The organism is Sporosarcina thermotolerans (assembly GCF_042658975.1).
GTDB lineage: Bacteria > Bacillota > Bacilli > Bacillales_A > Planococcaceae > Sporosarcina > Sporosarcina thermotolerans.
The window spans coordinates 1-17137 of record NZ_JBHSRM010000021.1; the positions used below are offsets into that span (position 1 = coordinate 1).

General features: G+C 42.6%; 17 protein-coding genes. 9 read left to right on the forward strand and 8 right to left on the reverse strand.

Going from position 1 to position 17137, the window contains the following annotated elements; all coding sequences use genetic code 11:
* Positions 1-134: 134 nt before the first annotated feature.
* From ACFPZG_RS16150 to ACFPZG_RS16160, 3 genes are read right to left on the reverse strand one after another with little or no spacing between them, the layout of a single operon-like run.
* Positions 135-986 (reverse strand): RluA family pseudouridine synthase, encoded by an 852-nt coding sequence (locus ACFPZG_RS16150; protein ID WP_381427993.1) that lies wholly within the window; start codon positions 984-986, stop codon positions 135-137.
* The gene (locus ACFPZG_RS16155; RefSeq protein ID WP_283734097.1) at positions 986-1474 is read right to left on the reverse strand and encodes a thioredoxin family protein; all 489 of its coding nucleotides are present in this window, start codon (positions 1472-1474) and stop codon (positions 986-988) included. Before ACFPZG_RS16155 ends, ACFPZG_RS16150 begins: the two co-directional genes overlap by 1 nt.
* Before the next feature lies 1 nt (position 1475).
* Positions 1476-1901 (reverse strand): disulfide oxidoreductase, encoded by a 426-nt coding sequence (locus ACFPZG_RS16160; protein WP_283734098.1) that lies wholly within the window; start codon positions 1899-1901, stop codon positions 1476-1478.
* 132 nt (positions 1902-2033) lie between these two features.
* Here ACFPZG_RS16160 and ACFPZG_RS16165 point away from each other — a divergent pair, with 132 nt between their 5' ends.
* Positions 2034-3578 carry a GNAT family N-acetyltransferase gene (locus tag ACFPZG_RS16165; protein WP_317941199.1) on the forward strand — a complete coding sequence of 515 codons (1545 nt, stop codon included), beginning with the start codon at positions 2034-2036 and terminating at the stop codon, positions 3576-3578.
* A gap of 261 nt (positions 3579-3839) precedes the next feature.
* Here ACFPZG_RS16165 and ACFPZG_RS16170 read toward each other — a convergent pair whose 3' ends face one another.
* Positions 3840-5180 carry a hemolysin family protein gene (locus ACFPZG_RS16170; protein WP_283734099.1) on the reverse strand — a complete coding sequence of 447 codons (1341 nt, stop codon included), beginning with the start codon at positions 5178-5180 and terminating at the stop codon, positions 3840-3842.
* Positions 5181-5345: 165 nt separating this feature from the next.
* Between ACFPZG_RS16170 and chrA the strand changes: the two genes are divergently transcribed.
* From chrA to ACFPZG_RS16195, 5 genes are all read left to right on the forward strand, one after another.
* On the forward strand, positions 5346-6527 hold the full coding sequence (gene chrA / locus ACFPZG_RS16175) for a chromate efflux transporter (protein ID WP_283734100.1): 1182 nt from the start codon (positions 5346-5348) through the stop codon (positions 6525-6527).
* Between the two features lie 461 nt (positions 6528-6988).
* Positions 6989-8728, forward strand: a complete 1740-nt coding sequence (locus ACFPZG_RS16180) for an ABC transporter ATP-binding protein (protein ID WP_317941200.1) — start codon at positions 6989-6991, stop codon at positions 8726-8728.
* A gap of 1 nt (position 8729) precedes the next feature.
* Complete coding sequence (locus ACFPZG_RS16185; RefSeq protein ID WP_317941201.1) at positions 8730-10481, forward strand: ABC transporter ATP-binding protein; 1752 nt, start codon at positions 8730-8732, stop codon at positions 10479-10481.
* A 469-nt stretch (positions 10482-10950) separates the two neighbouring features.
* Positions 10951-11349, forward strand: coding sequence for a hypothetical protein (locus ACFPZG_RS16190; protein WP_283734101.1), 399 nt, complete (start codon positions 10951-10953; stop codon positions 11347-11349).
* Positions 11350-11710: 361 nt separating this feature from the next.
* Positions 11711-12976 carry an MFS transporter gene (locus ACFPZG_RS16195; protein WP_317941203.1) on the forward strand — a complete coding sequence of 422 codons (1266 nt, stop codon included), beginning with the start codon at positions 11711-11713 and terminating at the stop codon, positions 12974-12976.
* 167 nt (positions 12977-13143) lie between these two features.
* Here the strand turns inward: ACFPZG_RS16195 and ACFPZG_RS16200 are convergent, their stop codons facing one another.
* A complete protein-coding gene (locus tag ACFPZG_RS16200) occupies positions 13144-13302 on the reverse strand; it encodes a hypothetical protein (protein WP_283734104.1) in 159 nt (52 codons plus the stop codon).
* Positions 13303-13349: 47 nt separating this feature from the next.
* Positions 13350-13553 carry a YheE family protein gene (locus ACFPZG_RS16205; protein ID WP_283734105.1) on the reverse strand — a complete coding sequence of 68 codons (204 nt, stop codon included), beginning with the start codon at positions 13551-13553 and terminating at the stop codon, positions 13350-13352.
* A 19-nt stretch (positions 13554-13572) separates the two neighbouring features.
* On the opposite strand from ACFPZG_RS16205, the gene ACFPZG_RS16210 reads away from it, so the two are divergent.
* Positions 13573-14016, forward strand: coding sequence for a ferritin-like domain-containing protein (locus tag ACFPZG_RS16210; protein ID WP_381428002.1), 444 nt, complete (start codon positions 13573-13575; stop codon positions 14014-14016).
* A gap of 191 nt (positions 14017-14207) precedes the next feature.
* On the opposite strand, the gene ACFPZG_RS16215 is transcribed toward ACFPZG_RS16210, so the two are convergent.
* Both ACFPZG_RS16215 and ACFPZG_RS16220 read right to left on the reverse strand, forming a co-directional pair.
* Positions 14208-15008 carry an ABC transporter substrate-binding protein gene (locus ACFPZG_RS16215; RefSeq protein WP_317941204.1) on the reverse strand — a complete coding sequence of 267 codons (801 nt, stop codon included), beginning with the start codon at positions 15006-15008 and terminating at the stop codon, positions 14208-14210.
* Between the two features lie 7 nt (positions 15009-15015).
* The gene (locus ACFPZG_RS16220; RefSeq protein WP_317941205.1) at positions 15016-16047 is read right to left on the reverse strand and encodes a hypothetical protein; all 1032 of its coding nucleotides are present in this window, start codon (positions 16045-16047) and stop codon (positions 15016-15018) included.
* A 155-nt stretch (positions 16048-16202) separates the two neighbouring features.
* Here ACFPZG_RS16220 and ACFPZG_RS16225 point away from each other — a divergent pair, with 155 nt between their 5' ends.
* Both ACFPZG_RS16225 and ACFPZG_RS16230 read left to right on the forward strand, forming a co-directional pair.
* Positions 16203-16850, forward strand: coding sequence for a glyoxalase (locus ACFPZG_RS16225; RefSeq protein ID WP_317941206.1), 648 nt, complete (start codon positions 16203-16205; stop codon positions 16848-16850).
* A 30-nt stretch (positions 16851-16880) separates the two neighbouring features.
* Positions 16881-17123, forward strand: coding sequence for a hypothetical protein (locus ACFPZG_RS16230; RefSeq protein WP_317941207.1), 243 nt, complete (start codon positions 16881-16883; stop codon positions 17121-17123).
* Positions 17124-17137: the final 14 nt, after the last annotated feature.

Genomic DNA, 17137 nt, shown 5'->3' on the forward strand with positions numbered 1-17137 from the left:
AAACGGTGATTACGTGCATTTTTTTGTTTAATTTGCGTGAACACCCCAACAAATATTATAGAACCATAAATTTGATGAGGCATAATATAAGAAAAAACCGGAGGATGGTAATCATCTACTCCGGTTTTTTTTTACTAAATTTCTATATTGGTTTGTTCACCCGTAAATGGATGTAAGAATTGTACTTTCTTTGCTGTCAAACGATACTTACCATCTTCAGTTTCGCTGCCCCCGTATAATGTGTCCCCTTTGACAGGATGTCCAATATGGGAAAAATGTACGCGAATCTGATGCGTTCGTCCAGTTTCAAGGCTTGCTTCAACGAGTGTTGAAGCATCGAACCGTTCAATAATCTTAAAACGTGTGACGGCATCTTGTCCGCCCGGTGAGACTCGTCGTCGTGTTGGATGGTGCCGGTCGCGTCCAATGGGATATTGAAGCGTTCCCCTCACTCGTTTCAACCTACCATCCACTTCAGCTTGGTAGATCCGTGTGATCAAGCGTTCCTCTATCATCCGGTCGAAAAGTGCTTTCGCAATAGGATGTTTTGCAACAAGTACGATGCCTTCCGTGCCTTTATCAAGGCGATGGACATGTTCGGCGTATGTACCGCCGTTTTTAACGACATGAGCCATGACCGCATTCATGAAAGTATGGCCCTTATCGTTCTCATCGGGATGCGTTGCCATTTCTGCCGGCTTTGTGGCGGCGATAAGATGTTCATCCTCGAAAAGTATTGTAACGTTTCTTTCCTCATCAGGTTTGTAGGAAGACATTGCGTCTTTGAAGTGAAACAGCAGCTCTGTCCCATCTGTGAGGGGAGTACGCCAATCCAATGGAACCCCTGCTTTATCTGTAACTGCCTTGTCCATCCTCATTTGATGGACGGTTTTTTTACCTGCTTGCCATTCATTCCGTAGAAGTTCTTCAATTGTTACTCCGTCGCTGCTTGTTTTATAGTGAAATGAAATCATGTTGCTCTCCATCACTTTTCATCGTACTCATCAAAGAACGTGCGAATTGTTTCTTTGACATCCTCATCGCTTCCTTCAGGCAAACCAACCATGCGTTTCACTTCTTTGCCATCCTTGTAATGGATAAGGGCAGGCCAAGATTGGATCCCATAGGGTTGAGATTGATCACCGAATTCCAACATATTGAATTGATAAACATGGATGTTTTCTTCTTTTGCAACTGGCATTAAGAGAGGTGTCATCGCCATACAATATTGGCATTCTGGATGAAAGAAGTAGGCTGTGACGGACTCGCCGGAACTTACCTTATCGTATAATTCATCAGGAAGTACGATATTGCTGTAATTTTCATTACCAATAAGTGCAATAGTCGGCTTCTTCAGATCGTCTTTTCCATAAGGATTGTTTTTCAACTTCTCCTTATCAGATTGGTTGGATAACACAACGATCAATGCGAAGATAGCGATAATGACGCCACCAATAATAAATAATTTTTTCAATTCAATTAGACTCCTTCTGCCATTTTATCAAGAAAAGGCTTGTAATGAGGATTAACACGAATGCCGTCAAAGCCATGAACGGAATCGTGATGAATCCAAGATAATTTACATACTGCCCTGTACAAGGGACATTTCCACACGCGGGAGCGCTGTCATGCAAGAACGTTAACTTTTGTAGGCCGTAATGATAAATTGATATGGAACCGCCCACAATTGAAAATATTGCTGTCGTCAAAGCGATTTTGGCATTTTTTTGATACAAAGCGATTCCCGAAATTAAGACAATCGGATACATAAGGATTCGCTGATACCAGCAAAACGTGCAAGGTTCAAACCCTCGGACCTCCGAATAATACAAGGAACCAAGCGTCGCGATGAGGGAAGTAGTGAAAATGAAAATTAGGCCATTCTCCAACCTTTTCTGCATTGCCTCAACTCCTATTTATAGACTCCCATGATTGATTATACGGTGCTGTTGAATGCAAGTAAAATAATCGGAATCACATGATTTTTCTTCGTTAATTATGGGTATAAAATATGAAGAAAGGGTGAACTGAGGATGAGCGAAGAAATTGATTTATCGTCATTTGAAATGAGCATGATCATCCGAGAGATGGAAGAGGATGATATTGAAAAGATTTTGCAAATGCAGAAGGTCTGTTTCCCGGGTATGGATCCGTGGGAAGTGGGGCATTTGGAAAGTCATTTATCCATTTTTCCTGAGGGACAGTTCGTTGCCGAGTTGGATGGAGAAATAATAGGTTCCTGCTCGGGCCTGATCATCAATTTCGATGAGTATGATGACAGGCATACATGGGATGATATTTCCGACAACGGTTATATTACGAATCATAATCCGGAAGGGTATAACTTATACGGAATTGAAGTGATGGTCCATCCAGACTATCGAAGGATGAAGGTAGGCCAACGATTGTATGAAGCCCGTAAAGAGTTAGTGCAAAGACTGAATTTGAAGTCGATTATTATCGGTGGCAGGATTCCAAACTACCATCGATTTGCTTCCGAAATGTCTGCGAGGGAATACGTTGAGGCGGTAACGAGACATAAAATCTATGATCCAGTACTGACATTTCAATTATTGAATGACTTTACTTTGATGAGGATCAATCCGAATTATTTGCCTGATGATAAAGCCTCAAAAAAGTATGCTACCTTAATGGAATGGAATAATGTCGATTATAAAGCGACGACGAAACGCCATTATAAGACAAGCTATCCTGTGCGGATCTGCGTTGTGCAATATTTGATGCGAAAAATATCATGCTTCGAAGAGTTGGCACATCAATGCGAGTATTTTGTGGATGTTGGTTCTGACTCAAACTCAGACTTCGTTGTATTCCCTGAAATATTTACGACACAGTTAATGTCGTTCCTGGATGAACCATCACCGAGTCGGGCTGTCCGGAAGATGACAGAATATACACCACAATACATCGAACTGTTTACGAATCTTGCTGTACGTTATAATGTGAACATTATCGGAGGTTCCCATTTCGTTGAAGAAGAGGATGAGGAAGTTTATAACATTGCCTATCTATTCAGACGGGATGGATCAATCGAAAAGCAATACAAGCTTCATATTACGCCGAATGAGCGGAAATGGTGGGGAATCAGCCAAGGTGATTCAGTCCGTGTATTTGATACGGATTGTGGAAAGATTGCCATTCAAATCTGTTATGATATTGAATTTCCAGAGCTTGCGCGAATCGCGACGGATAAAGGAGCAAATATTATCTTCACTCCTTTTTGTACAGAAGATCGCCAAGGCTACTTGAGAGTACGGTATTGTGCGCAGGCAAGGGCGATTGAAAATCAGATTTACACCGTTATTTCCGGCACCGTGGGTAATTTGCCGCAAACGGAAAACATGGATATCCAATACGCACAGTCCGCCATTTTCTCTCCATCCGATTTCGAATTCGCCCGCGACGGAATTGTAGGAGAGACGAATGCGAATCTCGAAATGGTATTGATTGGTGATGTGGATCTTGAGATTTTACGCAGACAGCGTCAGGACGGGACAGTAAAACAATTGAAAGACCGCCGTCATGATATCTATCACGTGGAATATAAGAAGGATTGAGGTTTAGTCCGAAATTTTTTTTGTAGATTGAAGCGAACGCCGCAACTAAGAACGGCGTTGCGAGCAATGTTTATTGCGACCCTAAGCGAGCAGGAATGCCAAGATGGCTGCCTTAATTTCTGCAAAAGGCGCAGAAATACGGCAAATCGAACTCTCTCGTGGTTCGATTGGAAAGCGTCCGCCTGAAGCGGAAATCTGGTAGGCAGTCGCTAATTAATCACAATAAAAACGGCATCCCATTGGAATAGGGATGCCGTTTTATTATGACTCAACCGGAATATCTGTCACTCCACTTGATTTTTCAGCCTTGTGCTTCATTGCCTCAAGATAAAGGATATGATGACCTTCAACATCCTTCACGGTAAATTCATACCCTTGTTCAATAATCTTCTCGCCAGGCACTGCCTCAAATCGTTCAGACATGAACCAACCACCGATTGTATCGATATCTTCCTCTTCAATATCAATATCAAGGACGTCATTAACATTTTCAATTAACATTTTTGCATCGAATATATAATGGTTTTCATTAATCTTCTGTACTTCTGGTACTTCGTCTATATCGAACTCATCCTGGATTTCTCCGACAATCTCTTCCAAAATATCTTCAATTGTAACGAGCCCCGCAGTTCCACCGTATTCATCCATCAAAACGGTCATATGGATCCGTTCCCGTTGAATTTTAAGAAGGAGATCCCCTATTGCTACCGTTTCGATAACTCTGATGATTGGCTGCATATACTCGCTAACTGGTTGTTCACCCGTTGTCGGATCCTTGATGAATGCCGTCAATAGGTTTTTCATATTGACCAAGCCGATGACATGGTCTTTATCGCCATCTGTGACGGGGTATCTTGTAAATTGTTCAACACCCATCATCTCAAATACATCACGCAAAGTCATATCCTTTTCAATCGTCATCATTTCTGTCCGAGGCACCATAATCTCTTTGGCAATACGATCATCGAATTCGAATATCTTATTGACGAATTTATATTCGGATTGATTGATTTCGCCGCCTTTTAAGCTATCGGAAAGGATCATTCTCAATTCATCTTCAGAATGGGCCACGTCCGTTTCCGAAACGGGCTTGAAACCGAATAGGCGAATGATGAGACGTGCGGAACCGTTCATCCCTTTTATAACAGGGTACATTATGAAGTAAAAAATAATGAGCGGTTTTGCAGCTGATAAGGTAATGGCTTCAGCCCGCTGAATAGCGATGGTCTTAGGCGCCAACTCACCTACAACAACGTGTAGAAATGTTACGATTGTAAATGCAATGATGAAAGACAGAATCGTAGCTGCACGCGGCTCCAGTTCAAAATGAGCAAAAACCGGATTTAATATCAATTTCACGGTCGGTTCACCTAACATACCTAATCCGAGAGCGGTTATCGTAATCCCTAATTGACAAGCCGATAAATATTCATCTAAGTTGCTGATGACCTTTTTAGCAGTAAGGGCACGACGATTCCCTTCCGCGACGAGCTGATTGATCCTTGTTGTTCGTACTTTCACTATTGCAAATTCACTCGCAACAAAAAATGCGGTGAATGCGATCAAGGCAGCAAAGGCTGCCAATCGTATGGCAATTTCCAAATAAGTTTACTTTGCCCCGCACCCGAATGAGGGGTAGAACAAAGTGCACACCTCCTGTAAGGTTAAAATCGTTAGTTAAGTTAATAATAATTTATTTACAAGGAAATTACAAATAGTTTTGCCTAAGTCTTGTATAATAGATGAAATGTTTATGGAGGTGCGGAATTGAAAAATCTAAGACAGTCAACAGAAATTTTAAAGACATCATTACTTTTAGGGCTAACTTCATTTGGGGGTCCGGCTGCTCACATCGGCTATTTCCGTGAGGAGTATGTGAAGAAAAAGAAGTGGTTGGATGATAAGATGTATGCCGATATCGTGGCATTATGCCAGTTTCTACCGGGGCCGGCAAGTTCTCAAGTGGGCATTGCAATCGGGTTAATGCGTGGAGGTTTGCTTGGCGGTATTTTGTCGTGGATCGGATTCACGTTGCCATCCGTCCTGCTTCTTATGGGATTCGCATGGCTAATTTCCTCTTCTGGATCATTCGATATTGGTTGGATAAAAGGATTGAAGATTGTTGCAGTCGCTGTAGTTGCACATGCCTTGCTTGGAATGGGCAAGTCACTGACTCCTGATCGGACAAGGATTACGATTGCAATAGCCGCGGCGATTTTGACACTATTAATACCTACAGCAATTGGACAGATTGCTATTATTGCAGGAGCAGGACTGTTCGGATACGGTCTTTACCGGAAAGACGATGCCCCTAAGCCAACAGCTATTCATCTTTCATTTGGAAGAAAGACGGGTGTTGCGGCATGGACGATATTCTTTATATTGCTCATCGGAATACCTGCAATTCGAGCGTATTTCCACAACGCAACTATTGCTATCTTTGATATTTTCTATCGTGTTGGGTCAATCGTCTTCGGTGGTGGGCATGTCGTATTGCCAATGCTTGAACGGGAAGTAGTACCAGCAGGTTGGATGGACGCGGAGACGTTCATCGCGGGATATGGTGCAGCACAAGCGGTGCCCGGACCATTATTTACATTATCCGGCTATTTAGGGCAGTTGATGAATGGGCCGGCGGGGGCGGCAGTTGCGGTAGTCGCCATGTTTTTGCCGTCATTCTTACTGGTTATCGGAACGTTGCCGTTTTGGTCGGCGATCCGCTCAAAGAAAGGGATCCAAGCGGCTCTTAAGGGAGTGAACGCTGGTGTTGTCGGCATTTTACTTGCAGCGCTCTATAATCCCGTATTCACAAGTGCCATCTTGCATCCATCTGATTTTGCAATTGCACTAATAGCATTTGGACTATTGCAGTATTATAAATTATCCCCGTGGATAGTCGTATTGGTTACGGCGATTTTAGGAGCATTATCACATATGGTGTTGGGATGAATATTCAGATGTTCATTTACATACAGTGAAAAATGCTGAAATTGTACTAAAATAAAACAATTGCTCGAAATGTATTGACAAATGAAAATTGGAAATGTATTGTAGAATTATCCGAAAGTCAAAATAGTAAGGGAGGTGCGGGAAATGAAAAAAGTAAATCTAATCAAACAACAATTTCATAGTTCCGTGCCGTATTGGTCTTTATCTATTATTTGAAATGATACCAAGACGGCTTGAATTGCCGTTCCTTTATAATGAGCACACGCTTATCCATAGGAGGCGTGTGCTTTTTTGTCTTTTCTGATAAACAAAAATGGTGTTTTCACTTTTAGTGTGATTGCATATAAAAAAACAGGAAAGGGGCGCTGATGATGAATGTCATGAATCAGCAACGGAAACTATTGAAAAAGGACTCTCTTGAAAGTGGATAGTCGATAGAGAAGAAGGAAGAAGGTTGAAAAATGTTTTCAGTTTTATTTAAATTAAAATGGTTTTTTAAAGAGAATCGTAAAAGGTATACAATAGCACTCGTCCTATTAATGGTCGCAAATATCCTTGTGATTTTGCCACCATGGATCATAGGGCAGGCGATTGATGCGATTTATACACAGTCGATGACGGCAAAACTGTTGGCGCTGTTTATTGGAGCAATGTTACTGATCATGCTCTTTTCGTATTTCGGAAACTTTATATGGCAGTATCAGTTATTCGGCGGTGCTTATGTCATTGAGCGGCAATTAAGATCGCGGCTCATGAGGCATTTCCTTAAAATGACTCCGACATTTTATGAAAAGAATAAGACAGGGGATCTGATGGCGCGCTCCACAAATGACTTGCGCGCAATTTCGGAAACAGCCGGTTTCGGAATAATGACCCTCGTCGATTCGACAGTGTATTTAGGGACACTTATTATTACGATGGGCTTTGTCGTCTCATGGAAGTTGACATTAGCGGCAATTATCCCGTTGCCTATATTGGCTTTTATTCTCCAGTACTTGGGGAAGAAAATCCATGAACGGTATATGACTGCCCAACAGGCATTCGGCGATTTGAATGATGAAGTCCTTGAAGCGGTTGCTGGCGTCCGTGTCGTCCGTGCCTACGTGCAAGAACGTGCTTCTGAGAAGCGGTTCGCAGATATGACAGAAGATGTGTACAAGAAAAATATGCATGTCGAAAAGATTGACGCATTATTCATGCCATTTTCAAAAACGCTGACGGCTTTGACGTATATGATCGGTCTTGGATATGGTGCGTTTTTAGTATCGACTGGCGAGATGACGTTAGGAAATCTTGTTACATTCAATGTGTATTTAGGGATGATTGTCTGGCCGATGTTTGCAATCGGAGAGCTGATCAACGTTTTACAACGAGGAAATGCCTCGCTTGACCGCGTCATGGAGACGTTGAATTACGAGGAAGACGTCAAGGATCCTGAACAGCCTGTTGATCTTGAAAAGCCTGAAAATGTCGGTTTCAATGATGTTAGCTTCACTTATCCAATGTCGCACTCAGTGAATTTGGATAAAATCGAACTGAAGTTGGATAGGGGTCAGACGCTTGGAATAGTCGGAAAAACCGGTAGCGGGAAAACGACTTTTGTAAAACAGCTATTGCGTGAATACCCAGCAGGAGAAGGGGAAATCGCCTTTTCTGGTGTTGCCTTGCAATCTTTGAAGAAAGACCAGGTACGTGATTGGATCGGCTATGTACCGCAAGACCATGTTCTCTTCTCAAGGTCTGTACGGGATAATATCCTGTTCGGACGGCCGGAAGCTACGGAAGACGATATTGCGGAATCCATCAGACTTTCCTATTTTGAAAAGGATTTGCAAATGCTGCCGTCTGGACTGGATACACTTGTAGGTGAAAAGGGTGTTGCGTTATCGGGAGGCCAGAAGCAACGGATTTCAATTGCACGTGCTCTCGTGAAAAATCCTGAAATCCTTATCTTAGATGACTCGCTATCAGCAGTCGATGCCAAAACGGAAGCGAAAATCATCGAGAACATCCAATCGGAACGTTCAGGCAAAACGACGATTATTACGACACATCGTCTATCTGCTATCCAACATGCGGATTGGATTATCGTGCTTGACGATGGCAGTGTCATTGAAGAAGGAAGACATGAAGACTTGCTTGCGAATAACGGATGGTATAAAGAGCAATTCGACCGCCAGCAAATTGGGGAGGTTGAATAAGATGGGTACCGGAAAACGTTTAGTGCAGTATGCACTTGATTATAAAAAGTTATTAATTACAGGATTGTTTCTTCTCGCAATAGCGGTTGCGGCGGATTTGATGGGACCGATGATTGCAAAACGGATCATTGATGACCATATTGCAACGTCGATTGACAAATCAATTAATTTTACACCAATCGCTAAGCTGTTAGCCGTATTTTTCGGGCTTGCGGTAGTGACAGCGATTCTAAGGTATTTTCAATATTTATTGTTACAAAAGGCGGCAAACAGAATCATTCAGAAATTGCGGAATGAATTGTACGCGCATATTCAAACATTGCCAATCCGCTATTTTGATAATTTGCCTGCTGGAAAGGTTGTTGCGCGGATTACGAATGATACAGAAGCGATCCGAAATTTATACGTTACGGTCGTGTCGCAATTTGCGATTAGCGGCATGTATATGCTTGGGATTTTCATCGCATTGTTCTTTTTAGATCCAAAGATGGGAGCCATTACGCTTTTCGTCTTGCCTGTCCTTTACGTTTGGATGAAGTTGTATAGAAGGTTCGCCTCTAAAGTGAATCACATCATCCGAAGCAAAAACAGTGAAATGAATGCGATGATCAATGAATCCATCAATGGAATGACGATCATCCAGGCATTCCGCCGTGAAAAACAGATGGACGGGGAATTCAATGCGATAAACGACGAGCATTATACGTATCAAAGCAAGCTTTTGAAAGTTGAAGCTGCGACTTCACATAACCTCGTCGATATTATCCGTTCATTGGCGTTTGTTTTCTTGATTTGGTATTTTGGTGGGGCTTCGTTAACCGCGGAGAGCGTCGTTTCAGTCGGTATGCTTTACGCATTCGTCGACTATATTACAAGGTTGTTCAACCCGATTACGGGGGTCGTCAACCAGTTCGCGCGACTTGAGCATTCACTTGTAGCAGCTGAACGTGTCTTCGGATTGATGGACCGTCCTGGGGAGGCGGTCAGTGATGTGAAAATCGCACGTTACCGTGGGAATGTCCGATTTGAAGACGTGTGGTTCGCTTACAAGGATAAAGAATACGTGTTGAAAGATATTTCATTTGAAGCGAAGCAAGGGGAAACGGTGGCGCTTGTCGGCCATACGGGCTCGGGGAAGAGTTCAATTATGAACTTGTTGTTCCGTTTTTATGATGTATCGAAAGGGAAAATCACAATTGACGACATGAATATTGGGGAAATGTCACGTCAGACAATCCGTGATCATATGGGAATCGTCTTACAGGATCCGTATTTATTCAGCGGAACTGTCGAGTCGAATATTAGCCTCGGTGATACAAGGATTACACGGGAGAAAGTTCAAAATGCGCTTGATGCAGTCGGCGGAGACCGGGTGTTGAAGCATTTACCAGGTGGGATTGATGAGCCAGTCGTAGAGAAGGGGAGCACGCTTTCTTCCGGGCAGCGGCAATTGATTTCATTCGCACGTGCGCTTGCTTTTGACCCCGCGATTTTGATATTGGACGAAGCAACGTCCAATATTGATACGGAAACCGAGGAAATCATCCAGCATGCGATGGATGTGTTGAAGAAAGGGCGTACCACGTTCATCATCGCGCACCGACTATCGACGATTAAGAATGCGGACCGGATATTAGTGCTGGACCGTGGGGAAATCGTCGAGCAAGGCAATCATGACGAATTGCTTGCGCTTGGTGGACAATATGCACAGATGTATAAACTGCAGGCAGGGAATGGATTGAGTGCGGGGTAAGTTTGTTGAGGGAAGGGACTTCTTAAATGGAGTCCCTTTTTTGCTGGATTCATAGGAGTCTCCTTGTAAAAAGCAGGTGTCCTCGCAAACCGTTAAAGTGTGCCCTCAACGGTGCAAGTCTCCCCGCAAATCGTTAAAGTGTGCCCGCAATGTAGGAAAGTGTCCCCGCAATTCGTTGAAGTGTGCCCTCAACGGTGCAAGTCTCCCCGCAAATCATCGAAGTCTCCCCGCAACGCGCGGGTGTCCTCGCAAATCGTTGAAGTGTGCCCGCAATGTAGGAAAGTGTCCTCGCAAACCGTTAAAGTGTGTCCTTAACGTAGGAAAGTGTCCCCGCAACGGTGTGAAGTCTGCACGCAATGGTGAGGAATGTCGATGTATAATCGAGGATTGTTGTTGTTTTTTGTCGAAGCTTTATGTGATATAATTGTGGACAAGTGAGTAATTATTTATATTGGAAAGAGGGTGAATATTGGTGAATGGAGATATCGCAAAACAAATTTTAGCTGAGCTTCAAGGTATTAAGGCGGAAATGACAGAATTCAAAGCGGAGATGGCAGAATTCAAGGCGGAAATGACAGAATTCAAAGCGGAGATGAAAGAATTCAAGGCGGAAATGACGGAATTCAAGGCGGAGATGACAGGTGAAATAAAGGGGATTAAGGATGAACTGAAACTGACGAATGAGAGATTATCCAATTTAGAGGAGAAACAGCAACTGATTTATGATCAAACGGCACATTTGACTGAATTTCGTACGGAGACAACTGAGCGTTTTGAACAGTTGGCGACTAAAAAAGACTTGGAGTTTTTTGATTTCAAAATCATTCAACATGAACGTGAGATTTTCAATCTGACGCATCAGTCTTAAAGTCATTCTTTAAAATTAAATAAAGTATTCTGTGGGAAATTTGAAGTCGACTCAACAGACTTCTTTTTTTTTTGCGTTTTTTTAGTGATTAATGTGCCTGTCAGGGGAGTTATGCTGCATTTTTGGTGTTTATGCGTATATATTGGGATTTATGCATCATTTATTGTGTTTATGCGTTTTTGGAGGGATATATGCGTTTTTCACAGTGTTTATGCGTTTATTGGCACATTTATGCATATTTCGACTACCAAAATAGCAAATCCTTCTTTCGAGGTTTGAGTAGAATGAAAATTCCGTTGCGAAATGTTTCGTAAACACGTATATTTAGAGTATCGAAGCATCTTAGAGCGGAAAGTTGGAAATGCAGATGATACGCGTCGGTGAGTGGAAACATAAATTCTTTTCTTTTAATCGAAATGTAAGACTTTTTATAATTGGAAACGCGCTTCTCCAAGTAGGGATGGGTGTTTTCATGGTCATGTACAATTTATACATACGGGAGTTAGGGATGCCGGAAACGGTGAATGGAAAGGTGATTTCCATGACTGCGATGGCATCTGCAATCATGCTTGTACCCGCAGGATTTTTAAGTGATAAATTTGGGCGGAAATGGATGATTGTTGGCGGAGCACTACTTGCGGTGACGACGTTATTCTATCGGGGAATTGCAGTTTCAGAAACTCCAATAATCACTGCTGCATTTTTAACGGGGTTATTCATGGCATTCGTCCAAGTGTCGGGAATCCCGTTTCTTGCGGAAAACTCTTCCCCTACGGAGAGAGTTAAACTTTTCAGTGTCAACTTTGCAATCATCACGATTGCGAACGTCATTGGTAGTTTATCCGGTGGAATTATTGCGGATGTGTTGGAAACCGTATTGAAGATCAGTGCGGCTGAAGCAATCCGATATGCATTGATGGTTGGAGCATCGATTTACACATTGGGATTAATCCCGTTATTCAAACTGCAAGAAAAGCCCGCGAAAGAGAAAAAGGCGAAACCGCAACCAACCTCTCAGGAAGCCCCTGCATTGGATGATAGTTTCAAGCGAAATTTAATTGTCATTTTCCATTTTTCCTTTGCAAGCTTATTGATAGGCTTTGGTTCGGGTTTAGTAGTTCCCTATTTGAACTTGTATTTCGCGAATCGCTTTGACGCGACAAATTCTTATATTGGTTTTGTTCTTTCGTTAGGTTCTGCGATGACGGCAGTGGCGGCAATGATCGGCCCAGCACTTTCAAGGAAAGTCGGCAAGGTGAAGGCGTTAATTTTATTCCAAGTCCTATCAATCCCTTTCCTATTATTGACGGCATACACGACATCATTATGGTTGGCTTCGCTCGGATTCCTTCTTAGACAGGCGCTTATGAATGCGGGCAATCCGATACAAAGTGCGGTTGCGATGGAAGTTGTGTCGGATAAGTACAAAGGGCTTGCCAATTCCATGAACCAGATGGTTTTTTCCCTTGGATGGGCAATTATGGGAACGGTCGCGACAGGACTTGTCGTCACTCACGGGAATTATTGGGGATATGCATATGCATTCACGATAACTGCTGGACTTTATATCATTTCATCTACTTATTATTATTTTATTTTTGGAAGAAGGAAATTGGCAGGAGAATAAAACAAAAGCGGAGGGGTGCGTTTACAGCCACCCTCCGCTTTTCTTTATTGTCCAGCTCCGGGTGGCAGATACTCGGGTCATAAGTCAGCTCCCCTACATGGCGAAGAGCGCCATTTCGTGGATCTGCCTTACGCCTGTCGCATCTAACCGCCACCCTCCGCTATTCTTTATTCGCCTCTTTGATACTGCGTTTCCTTCCAAGCATTTTGCTCGTCTGGCACTCTGCTTTTATCCTCGAAGACGTTTTCGGTTTTCTGATTTTGGATTTTCAATTGTTCCTTTTCTTTGTACAATTGCTCAGGGGTCTTTTCGTTATCCTTCGCCATATACGTCGCCTCCTTATCGAGGGATAGTATGGTCGGAAAATTTTCCTTCATTCATACACATGGAATGTCATCAGTTCGTGAATCATTTTTTTGACCTTTTCTTCGTCAGAAGGTGTTTCACCATCCCAATTGATGGTACCGTGAGGCATGTAATCTCCGGAGTATCGTTGATTTTGATAGAAGAATGAAAATGTCCAGCCAGGTAAATTAACTCCTGCGAACATTGGTTTATAGCTGAAATGCTGTAGCATCAAATCTCTCCTTTCATAGATGCGCGCCCATCCGCATAAAGTTAAACAAAAGATACGAAAGGGTGCTGACGTGTTTGTCGATAAATTAAAACAAGCGATTGAGGATGAATACAAGGACTATTATTTCTATAAGTCGATGTATGAGAAAACCGATGATGCGCTTTGGCGGGATTTCATCCAGCATGCGTATGAGGATGAAAAAAGTCATTATGAAATGTTGCAGCAAGTCTATTATATGATGACCGGGACGTTTGTACAAAATCCAAAGAAACCGATTCCTTGTTACAATTTTAAAGAATGTGCTAAGCAGGCGCTTGTTGATGCGTTGGATTCGGTAGAGACATATAAGGAGTTGTTGTTGATGGTTCCGTTTCAGCAGGCATATAATCCAATTTTCATTGCGATGCATGATGAGATGGAGCATGCGATTCGGATGTCGACGATTTATAATTCATTGAAGTGATTGAAGACAAGAGACCATCTTTTTGATGTTCCCGTGTTTTTTTGTGTATAAAAACCGTTGATTTGCGCTGCAGGCGGACGCTTTCCAATCGAACCACGAAGAGTTCGATTTGCCTTAATTTCTGCGCCTTTTGCAGAAATTAAGGCAGGGGCTAACTACTTCCCGCTCCCTCGGAGTCGCCACCTTTCGCTTCAATCAACTATAAATCCCAATTCATCACAGAATAACTGTTTAAAATATTGTGCAGCCTCTAACATTCTTGGCCCATACCAGAACATTTCGCCGTCTACGAGGATTGGTTTGGTATTGGGCATTATTGCTGTGAACTCGTTTAAATGCTTTTCTTTAAATGGGAAGGGCTCTGATGCTAAGAATACGTAATCGAGATTCGCTTTTTGGAAAACTTCTGCTGTAACGGCGGGATATCTTCCGTCGGCTTCTGTAAAAGGGTTGGTGAATCCCATCTTATTAAGAAGCGAGTTGATGTATGTATCCTTCCCGACTACCATATATGGTTTCCGCCATATGACATAGGCGATGCGTTTTCCGAGCGCTTTTGGCAATGAATCGAATTCTTGCTGAATGGTGCTGACTAATTTGACAGCTGCTTCTTTCTGATCTGTCAAATCACCCATGTCTTCTATCATCTGGAAAGCTTCATCCACAGACTGCACTTCTGCTACATAGACAGGGATATGCTTCTCTAACTCTTCCACGATTTCTTTTGTATTCTCTTCTTTTTCAACGATGATTAAATCGGGTTTTACGTCTATGATTGCCTCAAGCTTAATGTCTTTTGTGCCCGCAACGGCAGGGATACGTTCAACGATTCCCTTCGGATGAATGCAAAAACGAGTCCTGCCGACGATTTTCTCTTCCAATCCAAGTGAAAGAAGCGTATCCGTAATGCCTGGACATAAAGAGACAATCCGTTTTGGCGGATAGTGATACGTGACGCTTCGACCGACCCGATCGACTACTGTTTTATTCAAAGTTGAATCACTTCCCTTCATTAAAAAACTTTCCTACTTCCTTCGCTACAGTTTCAGGAGATTTTAAGGATAACGGCTCGCCCTGTAAAAAGTTGAACACGTTCATATCGCTCGTTTCAAGCATCCCGATTGTCATGCGTGGAACGAGACGGAAATGGACTTGTTCTGCAGCGTGCTTTTTCACGGGGATATGCATGACTGCATTAAAGCTTTCCACTCCCTGTTCTTTGAAATAAAGGAAGAAACGAAGCATGCTTTTTGCAAGATCCTCGTAATTCCCACTACCAAGTTCATCGAAAGAAGCGGCCTCGAAAATCCCGATGAAATCATAATGACTTTTCGGAGCATAGGCATGTAGCCAACTAATCGAGCCAACGTGCCCAATCCAACGTTCTCCAAGATTACGTTCTTCAGAGACAAGGGAAGTTAAGTAATTTTCTCCCTCTTTTTCATAGAAGGAATGGCTATTCGTCGTGATGGCCGACTGATAATTCGTCGGCTGTTCCGACGCCAACACTTGGATATGCGGATGCAAAATACTTCCTCCTGAAGGCGGCAAGTAGTTCCAATTGATGGAGACATATTCTGTTTGATTGTCAAACTCCAATACCTTTTCAATATACTGATGGGCGGCTTTAAATGAATCCGCAATGAGTTCCTCCGTAAATTCTTCAGGCTTCACATAATGTTGATTGGACATTCTGACGACCGCATTATGCTTGCTGTACGGAAATAGATTCGGGAATACAATCGCTTCCCTGGCGATAAACCGCCCACCTTCGACCAATTCATCGGGAAAACGTGGAGTGATTTTCGAGACGTTTTCGGCACAGAAAGGGCATTTAACTCCTTCCGTCTCTTTCGCAAGCTGAGAATAATCCTTCGGGATGAACGGTGCACCTGGGTCGAAAATAATCCGTGAAGTTTCCCCAGTCAATGGGTCGAAACGAATTTCTGTCTTTCGGTCAATCAACTTCTCGTCTTGCATCGGGTCATGGAATGTAAAGAACTCCTCATGTTTTCGAAATGAAATTGGCATGGTCTTGCTCCCCCTCAAAATAGTCTTTCTCTCATTCTATCGTTAACTTACAGAAAAGTCAGCCGGATGAGTCGCTACATTTTGTTCAACTATGGTAAAATAGATTATAGAATAATTTGTCTACTTAAAGAATACGAGATAGGGGAAAAGTGAATATGTTTAAATCAGCGACACTATACACGAATAATGTAAAAGCGTTAAGACGGTTTTACGGCAATGTGCTGGAATTGGATATTACAGAATCTGCACCAGAACAGTTCACAGTCAGGATCGGGGAATCCCTTCTGACGTTCAAACATACAGACCAACCTGCATTCTACCACTTTGCAATCAATATTCCTGGTAACCAATTTTCGATGATGAAGTATTGGATAACAGACCGCGTCACATTGAATCGGGAAGAGGGGCGGGATGAAGTGTACTTCCCAAGCTTCGATGCGGATTCAATGTATTTCGAAGATCCTACGGGGAATATCGTTGAATTGATAGGTAGGCGAAAACGCGACTTATTCGGTGACCTGACAAAAGAGTCATTCCTTAATATTAGTGAAATTAGCATCACAACCCCCCATGTCGTTGAGGTGGGTGAACAGTTGCAAGACCTTGGGATTCCATTACGAAGTGGAACGGAAGTAGACCCTCATGAACTGAATTTCCTTGGTCGGGGTGACAAATTGATTGTACTTGTCCCACCAGGGCGCAAATGGTATTTTTCAAAAAAAACCGCAGTAACATTCCCGCTTGAAATGACATGGAATGATGTAGTTATCAAATTGGATAGTGAAGGTAAATTGGAGTTATAGAATGGTAGGGGTAAGAGGAGGGGAGTAGTAATGGAAGAAGAATATATGAATGAGAAGAAAAAGTTCGACGAGAAAAAATTAATGATGAGAGAAGCGGGCTTTGTAGTATTAGTGATCATACTTTTTCTTCAATACTTTAAATTTGCCGCTTACTTGGAGAATCAATTCTTTTTTAACAGTCCATTTAAGGGCCTTCTTATCTTGATTTTGGGGATTCCTTTATGTTACTTAGCGGCAAAATATTTGGTTAAGGTGATTAAGAAAATAATATAAAGGATTGAGTTAAG

Bases quoted from the DNA above. Each gene is read 5' to 3' on its own strand.
- ACFPZG_RS16150 (WP_381427993.1), bottom strand. From the start codon at position 986: ATGGAGAGCAACATGATTTCATTTCACTATAAAACAAGCAGCGACGGA.
- ACFPZG_RS16160 (WP_283734098.1), bottom strand. From the start codon at position 1,901: ATGCAGAAAAGGTTGGAGAATGGCCTAATTTTCATTTTCACTACTTCC.
- ACFPZG_RS16165 (WP_317941199.1), top strand. From the start codon at position 2,034: ATGAGCGAAGAAATTGATTTATCGTCATTTGAAATGAGCATGATCATC.
- ACFPZG_RS16180 (WP_317941200.1), top strand. From the start codon at position 6,989: ATGTTTTCAGTTTTATTTAAATTAAAATGGTTTTTTAAAGAGAATCGT.
- ACFPZG_RS16185 (WP_317941201.1), top strand. From the start codon at position 8,730: ATGGGTACCGGAAAACGTTTAGTGCAGTATGCACTTGATTATAAAAAG.
- ACFPZG_RS16195 (WP_317941203.1), top strand. From the start codon at position 11,711: ATGCAGATGATACGCGTCGGTGAGTGGAAACATAAATTCTTTTCTTTT.
- ACFPZG_RS16200 (WP_283734104.1), bottom strand. From the start codon at position 13,302: ATGGCGAAGGATAACGAAAAGACCCCTGAGCAATTGTACAAAGAAAAG.
- ACFPZG_RS16205 (WP_283734105.1), bottom strand. From the start codon at position 13,553: ATGCTACAGCATTTCAGCTATAAACCAATGTTCGCAGGAGTTAATTTA.
- ACFPZG_RS16210 (WP_381428002.1), top strand. From the start codon at position 13,573: ATGCGCGCCCATCCGCATAAAGTTAAACAAAAGATACGAAAGGGTGCT.
- ACFPZG_RS16220 (WP_317941205.1), bottom strand. From the start codon at position 16,047: ATGCCAATTTCATTTCGAAAACATGAGGAGTTCTTTACATTCCATGAC.
- ACFPZG_RS16225 (WP_317941206.1), top strand. From the start codon at position 16,203: ATGTTTAAATCAGCGACACTATACACGAATAATGTAAAAGCGTTAAGA.
- ACFPZG_RS16230 (WP_317941207.1), top strand. From the start codon at position 16,881: ATGGAAGAAGAATATATGAATGAGAAGAAAAAGTTCGACGAGAAAAAA.